This window comes from Colwellia sp. D2M02 (genome assembly GCF_018860755.1).
Classification (GTDB): domain Bacteria; phylum Pseudomonadota; class Gammaproteobacteria; order Enterobacterales; family Alteromonadaceae; genus Colwellia; species Colwellia asteriadis.
Genome location: NZ_JAHKPW010000027.1, coordinates 1 through 22,583, shown reverse-complemented (window position 1 = coordinate 22,583; position 22,583 = coordinate 1). Strand labels below are relative to the sequence as shown.

Here is a 22,583-nt window from a genome sequence, read left to right as displayed (position 1 = left end):
ACATTTACGCTATGTTATAACGTAAGAAGCGCCGAAAATATCGACGCTTTAAATTTTGACAACGTTAGTTTAACGTTTTCAGCGGGTTAACTATAACGCAAAGCATAAGTGTGTACACCCATGCATTGCGCTTGTCCGCCAAAGTAGTAATAACTACTTGTCGTCTTTAACTTCTTCAAACTCAGCGTCAACAACATCATCAGCTGGAGCGGCATCGCTTTCTTGAGCTGCACCTTCAGGAGCACCTTGTGCTTGTTGTTTTGCTTGAGCAATTTCCATTAATTTAGCTGACGCTTCCATTAATGCTTGAGATTTCGCATCAATAGCTTCTTTATCATCACCTTTGATTGCTGTTTCAAGCTCTGTTAGTGCAGCTTCAATTTTTTCTTTATCTTCACTTGGTAACTCATCGCCAGCTTCTTCAACTTGCTTACGAGTAGCATGAACCATACCGTCAGCTTGGTTACGAGCTTGTACTAATTCTTCAAACTTAGCATCTTCATCAGCATTCGCTTCAGCATCACGTACCATTTGTTCTACTTCATCATCTGATAAACCAGAAGACGCTTTAATGGTAATTTTTTGCTCTTTACCCGTATTTTTATCTTTCGCAGTAACGTGAAGAATACCATCAGCATCAATATCGAATGTTACTTCAATTTGTGGTGTACCACGTGGTGCTGGATCAATACCTTCAAGGTTAAACTGACCAAGAGATTTGTTAGCTGATGCTTGCTTACGCTCACCTTGTACTACGTGTACAGTAACTGCTGATTGGTTATCATCTGCCGTTGAGAACGTTTGAGACTGTTTAGTTGGGATAGTTGTGTTTTTATCGATAACTTTAGTCATCACACCACCCATAGTTTCAATACCTAATGATAATGGCGTTACATCTAAAAGAAGTACGTCTGTAACATCACCAGAAAGTACACCTGCTTGAATCGCTGCACCTGCGGCTACGGCTTCATCAGGGTTAACATCTTTACGTGGCTCTTTACCAAAAAACTCAGTAACCGCTTTTTGTACCATAGGCATACGTGACTGACCACCAACTAAAATAACGTCGTTTACGTCACTTACTGATAAGTCTGCATCTTTAAGCGCTTGCTTAAGTGGCTCTAACGTTGCTTTAACCATATCTTCTACTAAAGACTCTAACTTAGCGCGAGTTACTTTAATGTTCATATGCTTAGGACCAGAAGCATCTGCAGTGATGTAAGGTAAGTTAACATCAGTTTGTTGTGCAGAAGAAAGTTCACATTTTGCTTTTTCTGCCGCTTCTTTCAAACGTTGCATCGCTAATGGATCAGTTGTTAAATCCATGCCTTGGTCTTTTTTGAATTCAGCTACTAAATAGTTGATTAAACGGTTATCGAAATCTTCACCACCTAAGTGAGTGTCACCGTTAGTCGCTAATACTTCAAAGGTGTGCTCGCCTTCAACTTCGTCAATCTCAATGATTGAAATATCGAAAGTACCACCACCTAAATCGTATACGGCAACAACTTTATCGCCTTCTTTTTTGTCCATACCGTAAGCAAGTGCTGCGGCTGTAGGCTCGTTGATAATACGTTTAACATCAAGACCAGCAATACGACCAGCATCTTTAGTTGCTTGACGTTGTGAATCGTTAAAGTAAGCAGGAACAGTAATTACCGCTTCTGATACTGTTTCACCTAAGTAATCTTCAGCTGTTTTTTTCATTTTCGCTAAAACTTCAGCTGATACTTGTGGTGGCGCTACGTTTTTGTCACGTGCAGTAACCCATGCATCACCGTTGTCTGCTTTAACAATACCAAATGGCATAATTTTAATATCACGTTGTACTTCTTCGTCATCAAAACGACGACCAATTAAACGTTTAATTGCGAATAATGTATTTTTTGGGTTGGTTACAGATTGACGCTTAGCAGGTTGACCTACTAATGTTTCGCCATCTTCAGTGTAAGCAATAATTGAAGGAGTGGTACGGTCACCTTCTGCATTTTCAATAACACGAACTTTGTCGCCGTCTAATACAGCAACACAAGAGTTAGTTGTACCTAAGTCAATACCAATGATTTTACCCATGAGGGAAGCTCCTATCTATTACGTTTACTCTCAAAAGAGAATAATATTAATTAATCAATTGTTGAAATAGTTAATGGGGGTGGGAAAATGCTTTTCAATAGAAAATTTATAAAAATTTCATTTTATTTTAAAAATAATTTTTACGACTTACCTTGCCTCTATTATTTGTTAACCTTGCACTGGTAAGCATTATCATTTACACCCGCCATAAACAAAAAAACCAGACTGAACGTCTGGTTTTTAATACCTAATAAGGCGGTAGTAATAACTTATGCTGACTCATCAACACTCGGTGCAGCTTTAGATACCATTACCATTGCTGGGCGAATTAATCGACCATTTAGCTCGTAACCTTTTTGCATCACGGCAATAACTGTGTTTGGCGCAACACCAGGTACTTCTTGCATAGACATTGCTTGATGAAATTCAGGATTGAATGGTTGGTCTTGTGGGTCAACCGCTTTAACACCAAACTTCTCTAAAGATGATGTTAAACCTTGTAGCGTTAGCTCAACACCTTCAATCACGGCTGCTTTACTATCGTCTTCTTTATCAATATTTTGCAAAGCACGTTCAAGGTTATCAACCGTAACTAACATTTCACCGGCAAATTTCTCTAATGCAAACTTGCGCGCCTTTTCTACATCTTGAGCTGCGCGGCGACGTACGTTATCAACTTCAGCTTTAGCACGAATCACAGAGTCTTTTTGATCAGAAACGGTAGATTGCGCTGCCACTAATGCTAATTCTAATTCATTAATTTTTTCTTGCTCTGCACTAAGTACTTCATGTGCATGCTCGTGTTGCTCTTCAACTTGCTCCTCTGCCTGCTGTACTATTTCGTCAGCTAATTGCTCAGGGCTAAGCGTTTGTTCGTTTTTATTTGTCGTTGACTCAGTTGTCATGAAAACCTCAATTTTAAGCGTCATTTTTAACTATTGCTGTCATTATGGGGACTATGAAAAATCTTTCAAGCATCAATTATCAACAAATTATAAAAATGTGAACTTTACAATGAGATAAAATCCAGCGAAACTGCCACTATTATGGATATAAAAAGCAGACCTAACAATGGCTCAACTTTATAAAACAATTGGCCTTATTGGTAAACCAAAACATGATGGTGCCAGCGCGACTATACTCAAGCTATACCACTATTTAACCGAAAAAAATTATCACGTTATTATTGAGCAATCAGTTGCCCAACACCTTGACCTTCACGAGGCAAAAACAGGCACCTTAACCGATATTGGCGAGCAAGCAAATCTTGCCATTGTTGTTGGTGGTGATGGTTATATGCTAGGTGCCGCACGCGTACTTTCTTGTTTTGACATTGGTGTTATTGGTGTTAACCGCGGTAATTTAGGGTTTTTAACCGATCTTTCCCCTAGCGATATTATTGCACCATTAGAAGAAATACTGGCAGGAAAATCACGCTCTGAGCAACGCTTTATTATAGAAGCAGAAGTATATCGTCACGGTAAGTTAAAAAGCTCAAATAGCGCGGTTAATGAAGCAGTACTTCATGCGGGTAAAGTAGCAAGCATGATTGAATTTGAAGTGCATATTGATGGCTCATTTATGTTTAGTCAGCGCTCTGACGGGCTAATTGTATCAACCCCTACTGGTTCAACCGCTTACTCTATGTCAGCTGGCGGCCCTATTTTAACGCCTAACTTAAATGCACTTTCACTAGTGCCAATGTTTCCGCATACCTTAACAAGTCGCCCTATTGTGGTTGATGGTAACAGTGAAATTAAGTTATTACTCTCAAACGATAACCATGACAATTTACAAGTAAGTTGCGATGGTCATGTTATTTTAGCGGTAATGCCTGGCGATGAAGTTATTATCAAAAAGAGTGAATGTAGTATTCGGCTTATTCACCCATTAAGTCATGATTACTTCAATGTATTGCGTAGTAAATTAAGCTGGGGTAATAAACTTTACTAAACCTCAACAATAACGCTTACTTTTATTAAATAGAAATAAATTCAATGTGTTAATAAAACACGTTCAAAATATCATCAAATAATTGCAAATATTACTTGAACAAAAAACAGTTACTGTATAAATTAACAGTAACTGTTTTTTTTACTTTTGGGCTAAAGCCTGAGGCAAGCTATGTTACTGCAACTTAATATACAAAATTTTGCGATTGTCCGCTCTCTTGAGATTGACTGGCAAGCAGGCATGACAACAATTACTGGGGAAACTGGCGCGGGTAAGTCTATTGCCATTGATGCATTAGGCTTATGTTTGGGTGATAGAGCCACGACTAATGTAGTTAGGCCCCATTGTAAAAAAGCCGAATTAACCGCTAACTTCGACACTAAAGGCAATACTATTGCACAGCAATGGCTACAAACCCACGATCTTGATTTAGAGGGAGAAAGCCACTGTATATTAAGACGCGTTATTTCAGCAGAAGGTCGCTCGAAAGCGTACATTAATGGCAGCCAAGTACCATTAGCGCAACTTAAAGAAGTTGGTCAATTATTAATTAATATACACGGTCAGCATGATCACCAACTTATTGTCAAAGCCAGCCATCAATGTCAATTACTTGATGGTTATGCCAAGCACCAAGTATTACTTGATGATGTAAAACATTATGCTCAGCAATATAAAAAGTTAACGAAAGAGCTAGAATTGTTGCAACAAAACAAGCAACAAAGAGAGGCTAAACAGCAGCTATTACAATACCAAGTAACTGAGCTTGATGAATTTAACCTACAAGAAAATGAATTTACTACCCTTGAGGCCGACTATAAAAGACATAGCAATGCACAAGACTTACTTGATACTACGCTAAGCACTTTACAAAGCATGTCTGAAAATGAAAACTTTAATATTATTGATACCTTAAGGCATTGTAATGACAATATAAGCGCGCTCGCTCGTGTTGATAACCAACTTGAGAGTGTTGCCGCTTTACTCAATGAATCATTAATACAACTAGATGAAGCTAATGATGAGTTAAAACATTATTATCAACAAGTTGAGCTAGACCCTGAAAGTTACAATATGATTGAGGAGCGTTACTCTAGCGCTTTACAACTAGCTAAAAAACACCAATTATCACCTGATGCGCTTGTAGGTTTTCATCAAGAATTAAAACAAGAGCTCACTAATATTTCAAACGATGAGTCGCGTATAGACACCGTTATTGAAGAATTAGAAAAGGTTAAAGGCTTTTACTTTGATGCTGCATCTGCGCTTTCTCATTCAAGACAACAAGCCGCAACGAGCTTAAGTGAACTCATTAGTCATAGTATGCAAGAATTAAATATGCCCCACGGACAATTTAATATTGCCGTTAGCAACCAAAAAACCACGAAAAGCGCGAACAAAGAATTAATCAGTATTAACGGAGTTGATGAAATTAACTTTCAAGTTAGTATTAACCCTGGCCAAGCACTTGAAGCTATGCATAAAGTTGCTTCTGGCGGAGAGCTCTCGCGTATTAGCTTAGCTATGCAAGTTATTTTGGCTGACAAAGTAGTAACTCCTACCCTTATTTTTGATGAAGTTGATGTTGGTATTAGTGGTCCAACCGCAGCAATGGTTGGCAAAAAATTACAACAACTAGCAAAAAACACTCAGGTTATTTGTGTAACCCACTTACCTCAAGTTGCTTGTAAGGGCCACCAACAATTATTTGTAAGTAAATTAACTGATGGTGAACATACAGAAACAAGTGTAACGGAACTTAGTAAGCAAAGCCGTGTCCAAGAAATTGCTCGCTTGCTTGCTGGTGATAAAATATCTCAACACAGCTTAGCAAATGCCAAAGAACTATTAGCGGGCTAACAAACGTAAGCAGCACATTAAAGAGCAAATAAAGTTATTACGAGTTAATAACTTAGCGCTCACTTTAAGTAAAAAAAATGTGTTGCTTTACGACTTTTTTCTCAGTTTTTTCGTATTCGTAAGAAAATAGCTTTGAATCTAACGCTGTGCTTGGTTATCATGCCTGCTCACACTTACTAGGATAATTAAATTTCATGTTGTTCCGTATTACCGTTCTTATTGCTGCATTATCTCTTTCTGCGTGTTCTAGCTGGGTTTTTCGCTATGATATCCCGCAAGGAAACTACCTTGAACAAAAGACTATTGAAAAACTACAAGTAGGTATGACTAAAGAGCAAGTTAAATTTATTTTAGGCAGCCCTGTTGTAGTCGACGCTTTTAATAACGACACATGGCATTATATTTATAAGCTAAAGTCAGGTCGTGATAGAGACTTTGATATTCAGAAAAAATTTATTCTCAACTTTGTTGACGACAAACTAACGGCCGCTAATGGTGACTTTGAGTTGTCGGAAAACTTTTACGTTCCTTTTAATGCTCCAGTAAATGATGCATCAACCGTAACTGAACAGTAATAAACTTATAACTATTCATTACATAAAAAAACGGCTTTAGTAGCCGTTTTTTTATTATTGATTTAAAGAGAAAACCAAGCGTTAGTCTTTATTTTCTGCTCGTAACGGGTTGACTCGCCCACCGGTGGTTTTATCAGCTCGTCCTTCTAACACTGCTTTTTCAGCTCTGCGCTTTCTCACTTCTTTAGGATCAGCAATAAGTGGGCGATAAATTTCAATACGATCTAAGTCTTGCACCTCATCTGACAATTTAACTGCCCTATTCCAAATACCAACTTTATTAACTGATAAGTCAATGTCCTTAAAAAGTGCTAACATACCTGACGCTAGAATCGCTTCTTCAACGGTCGTACCAACAGCAACATTAATCGCCATCAATTTTTGCTTATGTGCTAAACCATAAACTAATTCAACTTGTATTTCTGATGTATTATTGTCTGATGTATTGTTTAATGTGTTGTCTTCTGATATTTGACTTTCTGATTGATTAACTTCAGATCCTTGTGCCACCTCAGTGGTTTCTTCATTAGCTGTCATAATAGCTATTGCGCCCCGTAAATTTGTTTTGCTCGCTGAATAAAAACCTGCACTAAGCTGTTACTAAAGTGACTAAATACTTTACCAAAAGCTAACGACACTAATTTATTCGAGAACTCATATTCTAACTCTAAGCTTATTTTACACGCTTCATCTGAAAGTGGTGTTAAAAGCCAGTAACCTTCCAATTTTTTAAAAGGACCATCAACTAACGACAGCTTTATTTTTTCATTAGATATTAGTGTGTTTTTTGTTGTAAACCACTTACTCAACCCACCTTTAGACACCAAAAGTGCCGCAGTAACTGTGTTACTATCTTGCGCAATAACCTTACTATCATCACAGTCAGGAAGAAACGAAGGGTAAGCATGAATATCATTAATTAGTTCATACATCTGATCAACATTGTGCATCACTAACGCACTACGACTTATGGTTGGCATTACATCTCCGAATTTAGCCCCTCGCAACCCACGCATAATACCAAAAGTCAGCGATAAGCGCATTAATCTCATCATTTTTATGATAAATGATAATTTGTCATGTAAAAACTGTTGTTTATGCGTATAATCACCGCCGTTTGCTAGTCATTTTGGCAAAAATATAGAAACTCTAATGGCAAAAATATAATGGCAAAAAAGAAATCGAAATCATCAAACAGTAATACTATCGCTTTAAATAAAAAAGCGAGACATAACTACACCTTATCAGATAAATTTGAAGGCGGTATGAGTCTGCAGGGCTGGGAAATTAAAAGTATTCGCTCTGGCAAGGTTAACATCTCAGACTGTTATGTTCACATTCAAGGTCGTGAAGCATTTTTAGTAGGTGCGGAAATTAGCCCACTTATTTCATCTTCAACACACGTTGTTTGTGATCCAGTAAGACCCCGTAAATTATTACTTAACCGCCGCGAGCTTGATAAACTTATTGGCGCAGTAGAGCGTAATGGTTACTCACTTATTGCCACTGCAATGTATTGGAAAAAGTGCTGGGTTAAGCTTGAGTTTTATCTTGGTAAAGGTAAAAAAGACCACGATAAACGTGCTGACATTAAAGACCGAGAATGGAAAGTTGAACAAGGTCGCATGATGAAAAACAAACAAGATTAAATAAACTTATTATTTAGCTTGGCGTTTATAACCTAATAGCAGTATAATCAACGTATTGATAACTGATGATTACTTAGTAGATGTGTACTCACAACCACTAGAGTAAAAAATATCAATATTGTAAAACTTTGGGGCTGATTCAGGATTCGACAAGATTCACGAAACCCAAGGTGCATGCCCAGGGGCGGTTGGCCTGGTAAAAAGCCGCAAAACTATAATTGCAAACGACGAAACGTTCGCACTAGCCGCTTAGGCTAGCCATCACCTTGAAATCTCACCTATTGGTTAGAGGATTGATGGTCACCCCAAATAGGTTAGCGAGGGAAGCTTGCTTGAGGCTGAACCGCGAATTAGTATCGAGCTCACCATGACGAAGCCTGTCGATTGGCGTCTAATTGGTTAAATAAATAATCGACTAAGCATGTAGTACCGAGGATGTAGGTTTTTTGGACGCGGGTTCAAATCCCGCCAGCTCCACCAAACTATAAATTAAAGACGCTTTTTAGCGTCTTTTTTTTCGCCTAAAATAAAGCAATTAAAAGTTTTAAGACCTGTAGCGTTAATAATAATTTTCAGCATTCATATTTTAAGTAACTTTGAAAACAATTACCCTCTGAAAAATAACAACTTATATTTTTTTGTTTTGTATAGAACTTACTAATAATCCTCAGTAATACCCTCCCCTAATTATTTCATAATATTTTAAACTTTCTAAATTATTGAAAATATGGAATATTAAGCCTTTGTAAATTAAATTTATGGGGCGGACATTACAGAGAAGTCACCATAATATGCTGTTATGTGTTAGCCGACTGTGTTCAAGCGCTAAGAGATTAAACATGTATCGGGAGCTACTCCGTATGCGAAAACAGAAGGATTACGCCAATTATGACTGAAAGTCTTTCTAGGATCCTGCTTGAGAATGGGGTAATACCTGCTTCCATCCCTAAAGTAACTCCGTTATTTCGGCAAGCTTACATTTGCTCAGGTACTGTAGTGTTATCTCCAGGACAGCATTGGAATGAGCTGATGGCGATTCGCCAGGGAATTTTCAGGCTGTACTACTTGGATTCCAGTGGTAAAGAATCCAATAAAGGTTTTTTTAGCGAAAACCAAATTCTTGCCCCAATAGCTCGTTCTGCTATCCAAGAGCCTTCATTATTTTTCGTTGAAGCGCTGACTAATGTTGAAGTCTATAGCTGTAATTATGAACAGCTAGCTACGATTCTGAACAAATCTCCTAGTGGGAGAAACTTTTACAACCGCCTGGCTGAGAACCTTCTTGAAGATAAAATTCGACGCGAGATCATGTTTCTTCAGTTAGATGCAAAAGGCCGTTATGAGCGGTTCTTCACAGATTTTCCTGACCTACACGAGCGAGTTCCACTCCACCATTTAGCCTCTTACCTCGGGATGACGGATGTAACTTTATCGCGTATTCGAAGAAAAACTGACTTATCAAATGTTAAGGAGCTAATTTAGCTCACTACCTATAATACTCCTCCATTTACAAAAGTGAGGAGTTATACTTATGAGAAATAAATTTTTTAGTAAAATATTAGTTGTTACATTAGTTATTCTATCATCGAATTTATATGCAGCAGCTGTTGAAAAATCAAAGTCGGCATTAGTAATGATTGAGTATCAAAATGAGTGGGTTGCTGATGATGGAACTCTGCGTCACCTCCTTGTTAAAGATGAAACCTCTTTTAAGTCCGCCATCGAACACTCGAAAACTCTTTTGGCTACTGCCAGAAAAGAAGGAATAACCGTAATTCATGTAACGCTAAAACCAGATACTCAGTATAGAATTTTTGGTGATGCGGAATTTGGTATTAGAGCGGCTATACCTAATGCTAAAACATGGAAGGGTGATATGCAGTCTATTCATCGCGACTTTATGCCTACGGCAAATGAACACGTTATTACTGAAAGAACGGGCGTTTCAGGATTTGCTGGTAGTAACTTAGACAGTTTCTTACGTAATAATGGTATAGATACCATCTTTCTGGCAGGGTTTGCAACTCATGTATGCGTAGAGTCAACACTAAGGGATGCCCATGACAAAGGCTATCGTACTTTTGTAGTCACAGATGCTACAGGTGCTTTTACTCAATCACAGCAAAGCTACTTTGAAAATGAAATACTTCATCATTTTGGTCATGGCGTGAAAAGTACTCAATTTATAAAAACCTTTGATAGTAGCTTAGGAAAGGCTGTAGAGTAAACCATGCTAGCCAGCAAAAATTAGGTTAGGTTAACAAATATCTAATCAGAAAATAAGCAAGGATAAAAAAACAGTTGGCTATACTTCGTGCTCCACGAAGTATAGCCAACTGTTTTTGTCCGCTTAACCCGGCGTTATAGGTCTACAGTGCTAGCCAATATAACTCTTAGCTGAATACTGAAAGTAACCCCTTATTTCAACGTGCCCTGCCAAAAGCCAACATCAAGCCATTGATCAAACTTAAAACCAACGTCTTTAAAGTGCCCTACTTTTTCCATCGCAAACTTTTCATGTAAACGTTCACTGGCAATATTAGGAAGCGTAATGCAGCCAACAACTGTGCGAATATCACTTTCTCGTAATTGAGCAAATAAAGCTGAGTATAGCTTACTGCCAGTACCTTGCTGAGCGCAACTCTGATCTACATAAACAGTGATCTCAGCGGTAAACCGATAAGCTAATCGTGCTTTCCAAGTATTGGCATAGGCATAGCCTATAACGTCGCCTTGTGCATTGTGGGCAACAAGCCATGGAAACCCTGCGTTTTGTACCTGCTCAATACGTTGAGCCATATCTGTCGATGTAATGACATTGGTTTCAAAGGTTGCAACAGAGTTAAGAATATAGTGGTTATAAATATTGGTGATTGCTTGAGTATCGTGTTCACATACGGTTCGGATCATTAGTCTTCTCTAATCAATTATCCTGACACAGGGGGAAAATAACAAATAGTGAACATATAATGATTTAACTCGATAAACCAGAATAAAGTTTATTTTCATTTAGGTAATAAAAAGCCAAACACGAGGTTTGGCTTATTGAGGTGTTTGAGCTTTTTACAACGAACTTGTTAACTGTCGGCAATTTTCACACGTACTCTATTTTTAGCAACACGTAAGTGGTGTATTGCTGTTAATGCAACATTTGCCTCTTTATCATTAGGCATTTCAACAAAAGCAAAACCTTTAGATAATCCTGTTTCTTTATCAAGCACTAAAGTACATTCAGTAACACGTCCATGCGCTGAAAAAAGGATACGAATTTCTTGCTCTGTTGTTGAGCGAGATAAGTTACGAACTAAAAGTTTCATAGTTAACCAGTAAGTTGTCAATAATTGCGTCAATTATCGCAACTAAAGTCTATTTAACCAAGCTATTCCGCGTTATTTATTAAAAGCAGGTAGCTAAAGCTTAGCTACCTGCTAACGATAGTTTAACTTAAGCGAGGTTTATATTTTCATTACAACACGGCCAGTAATGTCTCCGTTGATCATATCGTCAAAAATCTCATTAATATCTTCGAGTTTTTTCTCGATGGTTATTGCTTTAATTTTTCCACGAGCAGCAAAGTCTAAACATTCAATAAGATCTTTTCGGGTACCTACAATAGAGCCAACAACGCTAACGCCATTTAATACGGTATCAAAAATAGGTAATGGCATTTCTTCAGGTGGTAACCCTACCAATACACATTTTCCGCCACGACGAACAACTTTATAGCTTTGTTCAAAGCCACTCTTACTTACCGCTGTACAAATACTTGCATGTACGCCACCTGTAGCCGACAGTACCTCAGTAACAACATCTGTTGTTTTAAAATCTAAACAAACCTCAGCACCTAATTTTTTCGCTAAGTTAAGTTTATCTTCACCGGTATCAACCGCAACGACGTTAAGCCCCATTGCCACAGCATATTGAACAGCTAAGTGCCCTAAGCCACCTACTCCAAAAATAGCAACCCAATCACCCGGTTTTGCGCTAGAGACTTTAAGCGCTTTATAGGTGGTAACTCCAGCACAGAAAAGCGGCGCTGCATCGACGTAGCTAATATTGTCAGGAATTTTCACCGCGTATTCACCATCGGCTCTACAGTATTCAGCATAACTACCATCAACCGAGTAGCCTGCATTTTGCTGCGATAAACATAAGTTTTCATCACCGGTTAAACAGTAATCACAGTGCCCACAGCTACTATAAAGCCATGGAATACCAACACGGTCACCTATGTTCAAATGTTTGATTTGCTCCCCTACTTCAACAATTTCACCAACGCCTTCATGTCCAGGCACTAACGGCATTTTAGGTTTAACGGGCCAATCACCATGACAAGCATGTAAATCAGTATGACAAACACCACAAGCATGAATTTTCACCAAAATATCTTTAACGCCAATAACAGGCTTTTCAATATCTTGAATGGTTAACTTACCTTTAAACTGGTTATTTACCGCTGCCTTCATCATTAACTTCCTTATATTAGTCATTGTATTAAACGCAAATTAGAGAATTTAACTACTTTTATGAGTTTAAGAACTTTTAGTCTTCATTGCTATGAGGTAGATCAACAAAGGTAGAGTTACCACTAATGTTTAATATAAAACGACTTATCATCAAGATGTTAGCCAATATACTTTTCTATATGAATATGTAACAATTACTCGAACTAGGGATTACAGTAGCCGTACTATTACGTACTGCTGTTAATTATTGTCAATTATATGGACTTTTAAAACATGAATAAAATAGTAACAATATCTTTATCTGCACTGGTACTAGGTGGGCTTATTGCTCCTAAGTTTGTCGGTGGTCAATTAAATGATTCACTTCATGAAATTGTAAAAACGGTAAACGATGTACCCGGTTATACCATGAGTATTAAAGATATTGAGTCAAACTGGTTCTCTACCAGTGCGGTATTAGTTGTAGGAATAACCCCAGGAACCTTTACCCAGGGCTCTTATGTTGAGATGGAAGAACTTACGCTTGAAACAGAATACAGTGCGACTCACGGTCCATTTCGTTTTGGTGAGCATAGTGGTTTAGGTTGGGTTGGCTGGTCTGCAAAGGTTGACGGTGAAGCATTAAGAGAAGCGCTTGAGTGGCCATTAGAGCAAGCCTTTTATCAAATAGAGTCGAGTATGGGCTTATTCGGCGGTCATACATACGCTGATACTATAACTGCTTTTAGTGCCAAAAAAGCTGATGAAGATATATCAGTAACATTTAGTGGTTATCAAGGTGAAGGTAGCTATGACGGACAAGGCTTAGAGTACTCTGCGATTATGCGTGACTTTACCTTAGCCTCTGATGAGGTTGATGTTACCTTGAATGATTTAACCTTAGATATGTTACTTGAAACATCAATTGAAGAAGTTTTAGCTAATGGTATTTATGACTCAAGCACTAAAATGAATTTTGCTAACATTGATGTCAATATTAAAGATGAAGCAAAAAAAGTCACTTTATCTGATCTTTACATGACTGTAGCTACGGTACTAGAGCCAAAAGAACAATTAATGGACATGAAGTTAGCTTACGGCGTTAATAACTTGGCTGTTGATGATTTTGCTGCACAAGATATTGCATTAGAGTTTGAAATGAACAACCTTAGCGGAGAGTTTATTCAAGCTTACCAGGCCGAAAGTAGGGCTATTGCTAGCGCTAATGGCGTAGCAGACCCAACAAAACTGATTGAGTTTTTAAACAACAATTTATTGCTACTGGTTAAAGCCAACCCTGAAGTAAATATTACGAGTTTGCGTGGCACCTTACCACAAGGTAAGTTTAGCAGTCACTTTAATACCAGCTTAGTTAATATTACCAGCTTACCTGCACAATTAGCTGACCCTAGTTTTTGGTTAACCCATGCGTTAGTTGACGCTAATATTAATGGTGATAAAGCAGCAATTGAGTGGATAGCAACAAACATGATGCAAATACAGCTTGCTAAAGACCCTGGCACTGCAGGTATGACCGAAGCTGAAATTACAGATCTTGCTAATCAACAAGTACCGGCAATGCTTTCAATGTTTGCTCAACAGGGTTTTTTAACCGCTACTGAAACAAACTACAACTCAACGTTAACGTTAAAAGACAAAGCACTAATCCTTAACGATAAGCCTATTCCATTACCTTTTTAAGGTACTAACGTTAAATTAGGCTAGCGTGTTTAACCTAAAATATAAAAGCCGAGTTAAGTGCTACTTAACTCGGCTTTTTTATCGCTAACTTTTATATATAAATTCATGAAATTTTTATAAAATAGAGCGCACTAAATAATCTAAAATACGACTTTCTTCTGTTTCTTTCACCTTAAACTCAAACAGTGGGATTGGTTTGATAATTAAACCTCGTTCAATCATTTCACTGATAATAGCAAAGTCTAACAAACCTGTTTTACCTACAAGTAAGTCTTCAAGCTTGGCCGTTTTACTCAATAAAAATATATCGCGAAACCCTTTTAGGTATAAATGGTCTTTGGTAAATCCACCACCACGATATACACGCGTAGTTAAAGTGAATGCCGCTTCTTTTGCCATGCCGTGCTCATTAATAAGTGTCAGGTAAGTTTTGGTGAAATCTCCCTGCGTTACCATATAATTAACGGCCATTACTCGCAAAGCTAACATTTTTAACCGTGACAACGTTAAACTGCCTGAGCAATATTCACTAAAAATAGCTAAGCCTTCTTGCGTGTGAGTATTACCCACCAGCCCTAGTGAAAACACCTTTAATGGCTGTTTTTTAGCATTAATGGTGGTATGCATATGAATACCTAATTCATGGTACGCATAAGCATGTAGCTCGGCCTTAGTAAACGTTGCCTCTTTGTTAATTGATAACAAACTACGCTTGTTATTTACCATGGCTTTAGCCACAAGGCGACTCGACTTTTCTACTCGACATTTTAACTGCCATTCTTGTGCTATTTCAGTGAAGTAATCAACCGCATAATCAGCATCAAATTTTTCAGGCACTTCTGTTGAAATATCAGGCGCGTGTAGAATAAACTTAGCATTAGCAATATCTTGCTGGTCAGGCTTACCATAATACTTTAATGAGTTATAAAGAAAGTCTTCCGTGCCAATTGTCGTTAACAAGTCAATTTTTGCCGCTAAATTGTCAATAACATGTCGGTAGAGTTGCTGAATATCAGCATCCGCAATCTGGTTTATTGGTAACTTATAAAGTTTTTCCCTAAATTCATAAGGATTAATATTTAGCTGTTTATAAGTAAACTCTGGCGTATATTGTGCGTTTTGATTAAAAAACTTTTTACGCTCACTAGCAATATTAACAGGGTTAATAAAACTTAACGTATCAACATTTTGCGATAAGTTATATAAGCTTTTATCAAGGGAAATAAGCGCTGGCGATAACGATGATGACAATATATCAGCCTTGCCAACTGACTTACGTTTACCGTAACGGCGCATAAAAAAGGCGGTTGTTTCACTTAAGGCATTTTTAAAGCTCGCTCGTAACTCTTCTAATACCAGCGAGTACAACTCACCAGTATCTTCATCCATAAACACTTTTTTCACTTCAATAGGTAATACCAACGTATTATCAAAGTGCGCATTAATATGGGTAATTAAGTAGCCATGTCCTTGATTGACTTCATCAACTGTGGCCGAACAAGCAATATTAGGTAACTCAATTTTTGCTAATTGCTTTTGAAAGTGTTTAACAATGCCGCCCCAACGCTCCATATCTATTTGTGCTGAGCCAATATCAAACGTTGGTGCTGTAGTTGCTAACTGTTTGTAGTTGTAAGCATGCACATCAAACACTATTGCATTTTTAAACTGCTTTTCAATACTAGCAACTAGCGCTTCAAGTACATTGTAAAAGGCTTGGTGCTTCGCCTGACTTTTTGCGCGTTGCTTTGCTGTGAGTGCTTTTTTCCATACTGGCTTTTTGCTTGCAATTTTATGGTTAGTTGACAGGGCTTTAGCGCGGCTTAAGTCATACTCAAAACGAGAGTCATTACCCATTAATACCACAGGAAACGACGAAATAAGCTCATCGGTATATGGGTCTTCTTCATATAACGACTCGGCTTTGGTCAATAAAAAGCTTTGCTTTAATTCAGCACGTAAGCGATGACCATTATGAACAGCCGCACAAATAACTGGCGAATATTCATCTATTTTGATAATAAAAGCGCCACCCTCAACTTCAGCTTGAAAACACTGTTGTTGTTCAATCAGCGCTATACATTCTTGCTCAGACAGCGTTAGCATTTTCAATCACCTGTCTAAATTCATTTTTACGGCTGCGTGATAACTCTTTCGCATGAACAACGCTCTCTACAAAGTCGATAACCTTTTCTTGCAAGCGCACACGGTTAAGCTTATTTATACGCATAATCCCTCCTGGGCTTAATACATTCACTTCTAACAATTTACCGCCAATGACATCAATACCGGTAAAATATAAACCATCGCGCACTAATTTAGGGCCAATGTATTTACACAGCCTTTTTTCTTGCTCTGTTAATTTATGCTTAACAACGCGTCCGCCAGCATGTACGTTGGAGCGAATATCATTATCGGCAGGGATACGTTTCATCGCACCAATAGGCTCGCCATTTAACATTAAAATGCGCACATCGCCCTCTTCTGCTCCTTGTAAAAAGTCTTGAAGAATGACGTAGTTAGTCCCTTTGCCGCTTTCATCACCGCCAATATAAAAATCAAGTAATGAGCTAAAGCTTTGACGAGCGTTTTTCTCAAGCACAATAACGCCGCGACCGCCATAGCCATCAAGCGGTTTTAAAATCATACGATCGCTGGTTGACTCTTCAAAAATTCGCTCTAAATACTCACGGTTTTTTGAGACATGCGTTGCGGGAATAAACTCGCTTTCGGTATCTTGAAATGATGCGGTATATACTTTGTTATTAGCGATACGTAAGCCATCTAAGTCATTCATAATAAAAGTATCACCACGAATAGAGTCTAGAAAGTTTAACGCTAAGGTATCTAGCGGTGGGTTAGCACGCATAATAATGGCATCAAAGCCCGCAAGTGGTAATTGTGAGCGGCGAAACTCTGCTTTTTTATAAAAATTAGGAATGTTATCAGAAACTTTTTCATTGCGTTTGAATACATCACAAAACGCACTCGCAACACTATCGCGAATGGTTAAGTTATTCACGGTAGATAAAGCAACAGTGTGACCACGTTTAACACACTCGTGTATTAGGCGTAATGTTGAGTCGGTTTCGGGCTCAACTCTATCCCACGGATACATGATAAAACAAATTTTCATAAGTAAACTCTATTAAGTGCTATTTAGCGTTTGTTGTAGCAACTCACGAAAAGTGTGAGTTTTACACGCTGAGGGTAATTTTTGGCGAGAGTACCGACAATAAACGCAAAAAGCTCTTAATAAATTTTTATCGTAACAACAAAAAAAATCAATCAAAAAAAAAGCTAAACATATATTGCTTAGCTTTTATTAACTTTACTATATGTGCTGCATCGCTAATCGTTCATTACGATATCAGGCTCCACCTCAACATCAGGTGTAACAACACTACCGCGACTTCTTGCCTCGCTGATCATAAAGCCATGGCGGCGTTTAATATGAGCGAGAGCATTTAAATATTTTTGCCATAAGCGCACAGGATATAAGTCAGTATGTTCTACGCCTATATTAGCAATAAAGCGTTTTTCTTCTCTGTTTTCACTAAGCAAACGACCACTTAATAAACCTTCAAAGGTATCACCGTAGAGCTCAAGCTCTTCAGCTTCTCGTTTATTAAAGTAACCACTGCGTGCTATGCCGTGAGGGAAAACACTATCGCCATAAAAAGCACGTTGACCTTTTCTTATCTTTGTTTGCATAAGATGTACTCCAATTTAACGTAAATAAGCGTATTGATTAATTCATCGCGTTAAGGTTTTTCAATTCGCTAGAATGTATACCAATTAAATTACCGAATAAAACAAAAAAAAATTGTCGTAACGACAATATTTTCATACATTAAGGGCTGTAATAATTAATGTATTAATTAGATAGTATTTTATGGATATTCGCGTATTTAAAACCTTTATACAGGTTGCTAAAACAAAGCACTTTGGTCACGCTGCTGAAAACTTATATATTACTCAAGCCGCGGTAAGTGCTCGAATAAAACAGCTTGAAGAATTCTATGGTACTCAGCTTTTTATCCGTGATAAAAATAATTTACGCCTAACTCCGTCAGGTGAAACGCTACTTGCTCATGCCCATTTAATGATTGAGCAGCTTGAACAGTCAAAGCAAGCCATCACCACCGCCAAAAAGCAAAAAACACAATTTACTATTGCTGCAACACCCAATGTTTGGGATGCTTTTTTTAGTTCGCGCATACAAGAAACGATTGATTTTTTTAGTGAAGTTTCATTAGGTACTGAAATATCTGTACGCGAAGTTATTCAACGTAAACTTGGTGAAAAAACTTTAGACGTAGGGCTTTTAACTGACCCGATAAAAGATGAAGACTTTACCAATACTTTAATTGGGCACTTTGAATTAGCGTTAGTAAGCACCAGTGAAAACCATCTGGATGTTATAGACCATTATATTTTAGTAGATTGGGGGCTTACCTTTTTAAAAGAGCATGCATTGCATCATAAATTGCAGCCATCTTTGCGAACTTCAGCGGCAATGATCGCTTTAGAGGTTTTACTCTCTCGCGGTGGCTTTGCTTATTTACCCTTAGCGCTTGTTAGTACTTTAATTACTAATAAAACCTTATATAAAGTCGAAACGCCACTGCTAACCAAGCGGCCAATTTATATGGTGACTAAAAATCAATCATCAACAAGCCGGAAAAATGAGTTACTTAACAACTATGGGAGCTTTCTTAAAAGTAATGCTTAGATTAACTAAGTATTACTTTACCCTAGCATTTACTCAGATAAGTCACAATGGTGTTATTATAGCTGTTCGCTCTTCTTACTTTATTACGCCAATAAAGGATCATGAATGTACACACAAGCTGATTTAGATAATATTACAGCACAATTACCCCTATTAAAAAAAACTGCAGAGCGAGAGTTAGCATCTATTTATGGCTTAACCGGTATGGTATATACCCCGCATAGGGATTTATATATGGAAGCCTGCCTAAAAAAAGCTGCAATAGTCAGCCAATTCAAAAAAGAAGGACTGTTAGCGCTATCTCAAGTAGAAATAATCACCGCGGCATTAGATGCATTATACCCTAAAGTTAAAAACCGTGATGTGGTTGAGTATCATGGTAACTATTATCAGCGTAGCTTTTCTCCCCTGAAGTTAAGTAAGTCAGGTAAGCTGGTACGAAAATGGGCAAAATACTGGCTTTTACAAGGTGCTAATGGTGAAATAGAGCCACAATGGAAAAGCGAGGTACACGACTTATGGCCGAGCTACTTTGTTATTCGCGCGGTTATGGATTAACGTAGCATACGTTATTGCTAGGTTATAGCTAGCCACAAGTAACCACAACCAGCCACTTTAGAAACGACGAACTTAGCTATCTTTATATATACTTACGTTAACTTAACGAGACAACAATATGAAAAAAACACGACAACTATTATTTACACTCGCCACAACTAGTGCTTTAACGGCCTGCTCTGATAATGAAGTAGGTGATGTTTCTTTAGGTATGTTTACCATGAAAGATATTAAATTAAATACCTTAGTTGACCCGACCGTTACCGGCGTTACTTGCCATGTAGCCAGTGTAGAAGCAAATTTAAGCTTAGCCGATCCTAGCGACAGTTCTATTTCTTGTCGTCAAACGGGCGAAATCACGCCACAAATGATTGCAGCAATAGACACCAGCAAATCTGGCGAAGTTGTTTTTAAAAAATCAAAGAGTATATTTTTTAAAAGTATGAAAGTACGTCGTATCTTTGATGCTGATAACCAAACGCTGATGTATTTATCTTATTCAACAAAAGAAACTTCAGGCAGCTTTAAACATAGCTTATCAACAGTGCCGCTATGGGGAACAAAGGCTTATAAACCAAAAGCAGCCTTACCAAGTACTGATACTTAGTTTTTTAATTAACCCTAAGTATCTATAATCTAAGCTTGAACGGTTCTTCCATTACACTGTGCTTTTAAGGCAATATTTTGCCTACTATACTTCAGTTCAAGCAACCCCTCTCTTGACTTTATACGTATCTCCCTGTGTTTAAGTAAATTCTTTACAACACTAAAAAACACAAATAGTAACTATTATCATTGTAATAATATTGCATAAAAAACCTTTTTATTCTTATATTTATTAAAAAAAGTGATTAAAACAGGTTTTTATGCGATTTTTTACGCATTAAAAACAAAACAAAACCAACAAAAAAGTAAAAAAAGAACATAAATGTAATTTAATTACAAAAATAACTTTACACGTAAAAATAAATTAGTATAATTACTCTATTCCTTGAGCAGGAACATTTTTTAACTTGTTGATGACATAATATAGAGGTTTATATGAAGAATTTAGTAGCAGCTTTAAGCGTAGTTTTATTCACTGGCGCAGCACAAGCGTCAACGTCAAGTGTTAAGTTTGTTTCTGTTGATAACTCAATTGAAAGCCAAATTTGTGTGGTAGCGGCAAAAAGTGGTTATAACGCTGCAGTAAGCTATGCAAGCCAATCTGGTCAAAAAAACATGGTAGCAATGAAGTGTAACGGTAAGAGCATTCAACAATTTTCAAAGGCTTACCAAGCACCAAAAGCAGCAACAAAAATTGTAGTTGTGCCAGCTAACGCAAACAGTGCTTCAAAAGTGTGTGCTCAAGCAGTAGCAACAGGTATTGACTCAGTAGCAAACACAACAAACTTTGACGTTAAACAAATGCGTTGTAACGGTCAAACTATCAGCCAGTTCGTAAAACAGTATTCAACATTGTAAAAGTTTTTAAGCGCAATTTGTAATTCCCTTACATTGCTTTGGCCGCATTCTTCATAATGCGGCTTTTTTTTGCCTAAAATTTAAGAACTATAAAGCTTAGCACTGCACTTTAGTTTAATTGCGAGGTAAAGTTACGGTAAACTGCGCTCCGTGTAACACGGTTGAGTTGTCAATAATTAAGCTACCTTGGTGCCACTGCACAATACGCTTAACAATAGCTAAGCCCATGCCATAACCTTTAACCTTTTTACTACTTTCACCACGAATAAAAGGTTTAAGTATTTGCTCACGTTGCTCTGGTGCGATACCTGAGCCATCATCCGTAATAGTTAATTCAACATGAGTATTGCTTTCTTTAATAGTGACATCAATTTTTCCTTGGCAATGCTGATAAGCGTTTTGCAATAAATTAGCAACGAGGATCATTAAATACGATAAATCGCCATAAACCATAATTGGCGTTGTTGGTGGTTGGTAATGCAACCGCACGTTGTCTTGACTTTTATTACTGATACACCGAGCAACCAGTGCAGAAAAGTCTATTTGCGTTTTATCTAAAGTGAGTAGCGTTTGATCAAGGCGAGCATAGTTAAGCAAGGTTTCAACTAAGTCGACCATTTCATCAACATTGTCGCTAATACGTTGCTCGAAACGTCGTCGCAATATCGGATCATCTTCCTCAGCAATAGTATCTATACCAAAGCGAATTCGGGCAAGTGGTGTACGTAAGTCATGTGAAACGGCGCCACTGAGCAACTTAATATCGGCAACTAAATCTTCAATACGCTGAGCCATACGGTTAAACTCTAATTCTAAATCTCGAATATAAGACACCGAACCAACATTAATACGTTGCGTTAAATCCCCTTCCCCAAAAGATTTTGCTGCTTGACGTAAATAAAATAGACGCTTTGCTAGCGGGTAAAGCCATAAAAACATTAATAACAGCACCGCTAAATAAAATAAACTGGTCAGTAATATTGATATATACGTGCTGTTTTTCGGCTCTGCCATAGGAATAGTTTTTAGCACTAGCAGCTCATTGGAGCTACTCAAGTAGAAATGCAGCGCTATATATTCATCGGTTTCCAGCAATAAAGGTTGCCCTGCTTTAAGCTCACTAAGTAATACCTCAGGTAAAGGTAACGCTTTTAAAGGTAATAAACTCAGCGTGAAGCCATTTTTCTTTGGCCACTTTTGAATAAATGTTGCTTTATCAGTTAACTGGTTAACCGTTATTGCTAAATTTTCACCTAACCGTTCAATAGTGCTAATATTATCAATTGGTTGTGTTTTATCTGAAGATGATATTGTTGTAAATGACGCTTGATATTGGTTGTAAATACTATCAAACATCCAACCTAAACCTATGGTTGCGATTAATACAACACTTAATAATGACAGTGCTAGTCTACCCATGTTATTCCTTTCAATTGAAAACTAGGGGCTGTTGAACTTTCGCGGTTAAATTTTGTTCGAGATAAAAGCGTTTTAATCGCGGCGGACAGTGTGTTGCCTAGTCATTCTAAGCAAAGACTGTTCAACAAAGAATAAAATGCTTTTAGCCGAA

The 22,583-nt window shown here is 37.7% G+C and carries 22 protein-coding genes and 1 other RNA gene; 12 read left to right on the top strand and 11 right to left on the bottom strand.

Annotated features, from left to right (window positions below):
• Nucleotides 1–153: 153 nt before the first annotated feature.
• Both dnaK and grpE read right to left on the bottom strand, forming a co-directional pair.
• On the bottom strand, nucleotides 154–2,073 hold the full coding sequence (gene dnaK, locus KO495_RS03370; RefSeq protein ID WP_215978984.1) for a molecular chaperone DnaK: 1,920 nt from the start codon (nucleotides 2,071–2,073) through the stop codon (nucleotides 154–156).
• 269 nt (nucleotides 2,074–2,342) lie between these two features.
• Nucleotides 2,343–2,978: a nucleotide exchange factor GrpE gene (gene grpE, locus KO495_RS03365; protein ID WP_215978983.1), complete on the bottom strand. Its 636-nt coding sequence runs from the start codon at nucleotides 2,976–2,978 to the stop codon at nucleotides 2,343–2,345.
• Nucleotides 2,979–3,144: 166 nt separating this feature from the next.
• On the opposite strand from grpE, the gene nadK reads away from it, so the two are divergent.
• The 3 genes from nadK (at nucleotide 3,145) to KO495_RS03350 (ending at nucleotide 6,461) form a co-directional block, all read left to right on the top strand.
• Nucleotides 3,145–4,026 (top strand): NAD(+) kinase, encoded by an 882-nt coding sequence (nadK, locus tag KO495_RS03360; protein ID WP_215978982.1) that lies wholly within the window; start codon nucleotides 3,145–3,147, stop codon nucleotides 4,024–4,026.
• Nucleotides 4,027–4,197: 171 nt separating this feature from the next.
• Nucleotides 4,198–5,886, top strand: coding sequence for a DNA repair protein RecN (gene recN, locus KO495_RS03355; RefSeq protein WP_215978981.1), 1,689 nt, complete (start codon nucleotides 4,198–4,200; stop codon nucleotides 5,884–5,886).
• A 194-nt stretch (nucleotides 5,887–6,080) separates the two neighbouring features.
• On the top strand, nucleotides 6,081–6,461 hold the full coding sequence (locus KO495_RS03350; RefSeq protein WP_215978980.1) for an outer membrane protein assembly factor BamE: 381 nt from the start codon (nucleotides 6,081–6,083) through the stop codon (nucleotides 6,459–6,461).
• A gap of 81 nt (nucleotides 6,462–6,542) precedes the next feature.
• Here the strand turns inward: KO495_RS03350 and KO495_RS17485 are convergent, their stop codons facing one another.
• Both KO495_RS17485 and KO495_RS03340 read right to left on the bottom strand, forming a co-directional pair.
• Nucleotides 6,543–6,998 carry an RnfH family protein gene (locus tag KO495_RS17485; protein ID WP_215978979.1) on the bottom strand — a complete coding sequence of 152 codons (456 nt, stop codon included), beginning with the start codon at nucleotides 6,996–6,998 and terminating at the stop codon, nucleotides 6,543–6,545.
• A 5-nt stretch (nucleotides 6,999–7,003) separates the two neighbouring features.
• On the bottom strand, nucleotides 7,004–7,441 hold the full coding sequence (locus KO495_RS03340) for a type II toxin-antitoxin system RatA family toxin (RefSeq protein WP_215978978.1): 438 nt from the start codon (nucleotides 7,439–7,441) through the stop codon (nucleotides 7,004–7,006).
• A gap of 186 nt (nucleotides 7,442–7,627) precedes the next feature.
• Here KO495_RS03340 and smpB point away from each other — a divergent pair, with 186 nt between their 5' ends.
• The 4 genes from smpB to KO495_RS03320 all read left to right on the top strand — a co-directional run bounded on the left by smpB (nucleotide 7,628) and on the right by KO495_RS03320 (nucleotide 10,337).
• On the top strand, nucleotides 7,628–8,110 hold the full coding sequence (gene smpB / locus KO495_RS03335) for an SsrA-binding protein SmpB (protein WP_215978977.1): 483 nt from the start codon (nucleotides 7,628–7,630) through the stop codon (nucleotides 8,108–8,110).
• Nucleotides 8,111–8,240: 130 nt separating this feature from the next.
• Nucleotides 8,241–8,590, top strand: a transfer-messenger RNA (tmRNA) gene (ssrA, locus tag KO495_RS03330).
• 408 nt (nucleotides 8,591–8,998) lie between these two features.
• Nucleotides 8,999–9,592 (top strand): Crp/Fnr family transcriptional regulator, encoded by a 594-nt coding sequence (locus KO495_RS03325; RefSeq protein ID WP_215978976.1) that lies wholly within the window; start codon nucleotides 8,999–9,001, stop codon nucleotides 9,590–9,592.
• Between the two features lie 49 nt (nucleotides 9,593–9,641).
• Nucleotides 9,642–10,337, top strand: a complete 696-nt coding sequence (locus KO495_RS03320; protein WP_215978975.1) for an isochorismatase family cysteine hydrolase — start codon at nucleotides 9,642–9,644, stop codon at nucleotides 10,335–10,337.
• Nucleotides 10,338–10,528: 191 nt separating this feature from the next.
• Here the strand turns inward: KO495_RS03320 and KO495_RS03315 are convergent, their stop codons facing one another.
• The 3 genes from KO495_RS03315 to adhP all read right to left on the bottom strand — a co-directional run bounded on the left by KO495_RS03315 (nucleotide 10,529) and on the right by adhP (nucleotide 12,576).
• Nucleotides 10,529–11,020: a GNAT family N-acetyltransferase gene (locus KO495_RS03315; RefSeq protein ID WP_215978974.1), complete on the bottom strand. Its 492-nt coding sequence runs from the start codon at nucleotides 11,018–11,020 to the stop codon at nucleotides 10,529–10,531.
• Between the two features lie 167 nt (nucleotides 11,021–11,187).
• Nucleotides 11,188–11,427 (bottom strand): RNA-binding protein, encoded by a 240-nt coding sequence (locus KO495_RS03310; RefSeq protein ID WP_215978973.1) that lies wholly within the window; start codon nucleotides 11,425–11,427, stop codon nucleotides 11,188–11,190.
• A gap of 138 nt (nucleotides 11,428–11,565) precedes the next feature.
• Nucleotides 11,566–12,576: an alcohol dehydrogenase AdhP gene (gene adhP / locus KO495_RS03305; protein ID WP_215979001.1), complete on the bottom strand. Its 1,011-nt coding sequence runs from the start codon at nucleotides 12,574–12,576 to the stop codon at nucleotides 11,566–11,568.
• A 273-nt stretch (nucleotides 12,577–12,849) separates the two neighbouring features.
• Here adhP and KO495_RS03300 point away from each other — a divergent pair, with 273 nt between their 5' ends.
• On the top strand, nucleotides 12,850–14,256 hold the full coding sequence (locus KO495_RS03300) for a DUF945 family protein (RefSeq protein ID WP_215978972.1): 1,407 nt from the start codon (nucleotides 12,850–12,852) through the stop codon (nucleotides 14,254–14,256).
• 114 nt (nucleotides 14,257–14,370) lie between these two features.
• Here KO495_RS03300 and KO495_RS03295 read toward each other — a convergent pair whose 3' ends face one another.
• From KO495_RS03295 to maoP, 3 genes are all read right to left on the bottom strand, one after another.
• Nucleotides 14,371–16,362 carry a flavohemoglobin expression-modulating QEGLA motif protein gene (locus KO495_RS03295; protein ID WP_215978971.1) on the bottom strand — a complete coding sequence of 664 codons (1,992 nt, stop codon included), beginning with the start codon at nucleotides 16,360–16,362 and terminating at the stop codon, nucleotides 14,371–14,373.
• Entirely contained in the window at nucleotides 16,346–17,392 is a 1,047-nt protein-coding gene (gene gshB, locus KO495_RS03290) for a glutathione synthase (RefSeq protein WP_215978970.1), read from the bottom strand. Before gshB ends, KO495_RS03295 begins: the two co-directional genes overlap by 17 nt.
• A gap of 215 nt (nucleotides 17,393–17,607) precedes the next feature.
• On the bottom strand, nucleotides 17,608–17,970 hold the full coding sequence (gene maoP / locus KO495_RS03285) for a DUF413 domain-containing protein (protein ID WP_215978969.1): 363 nt from the start codon (nucleotides 17,968–17,970) through the stop codon (nucleotides 17,608–17,610).
• A 181-nt stretch (nucleotides 17,971–18,151) separates the two neighbouring features.
• On the opposite strand from maoP, the gene KO495_RS03280 reads away from it, so the two are divergent.
• The 4 genes from KO495_RS03280 (at nucleotide 18,152) to KO495_RS03265 (ending at nucleotide 21,013) form a co-directional block, all read left to right on the top strand.
• The gene (locus KO495_RS03280) at nucleotides 18,152–18,991 is read left to right on the top strand and encodes a LysR family transcriptional regulator (protein ID WP_215978968.1); all 840 of its coding nucleotides are present in this window, start codon (nucleotides 18,152–18,154) and stop codon (nucleotides 18,989–18,991) included.
• Between the two features lie 105 nt (nucleotides 18,992–19,096).
• Complete coding sequence (locus KO495_RS03275) at nucleotides 19,097–19,549, top strand: hypothetical protein (protein ID WP_215978967.1); 453 nt, start codon at nucleotides 19,097–19,099, stop codon at nucleotides 19,547–19,549.
• Nucleotides 19,550–19,667: 118 nt separating this feature from the next.
• Nucleotides 19,668–20,156: a CreA family protein gene (locus tag KO495_RS03270; protein ID WP_215978966.1), complete on the top strand. Its 489-nt coding sequence runs from the start codon at nucleotides 19,668–19,670 to the stop codon at nucleotides 20,154–20,156.
• A 434-nt stretch (nucleotides 20,157–20,590) separates the two neighbouring features.
• Complete coding sequence (locus KO495_RS03265; RefSeq protein WP_215978965.1) at nucleotides 20,591–21,013, top strand: hypothetical protein; 423 nt, start codon at nucleotides 20,591–20,593, stop codon at nucleotides 21,011–21,013.
• 114 nt (nucleotides 21,014–21,127) lie between these two features.
• Here KO495_RS03265 and KO495_RS03260 read toward each other — a convergent pair whose 3' ends face one another.
• Nucleotides 21,128–22,432 (bottom strand): ATP-binding protein, encoded by a 1,305-nt coding sequence (locus tag KO495_RS03260; RefSeq protein WP_215978964.1) that lies wholly within the window; start codon nucleotides 22,430–22,432, stop codon nucleotides 21,128–21,130.
• Between the last annotated feature and the right edge of the window lie 151 nt (nucleotides 22,433–22,583).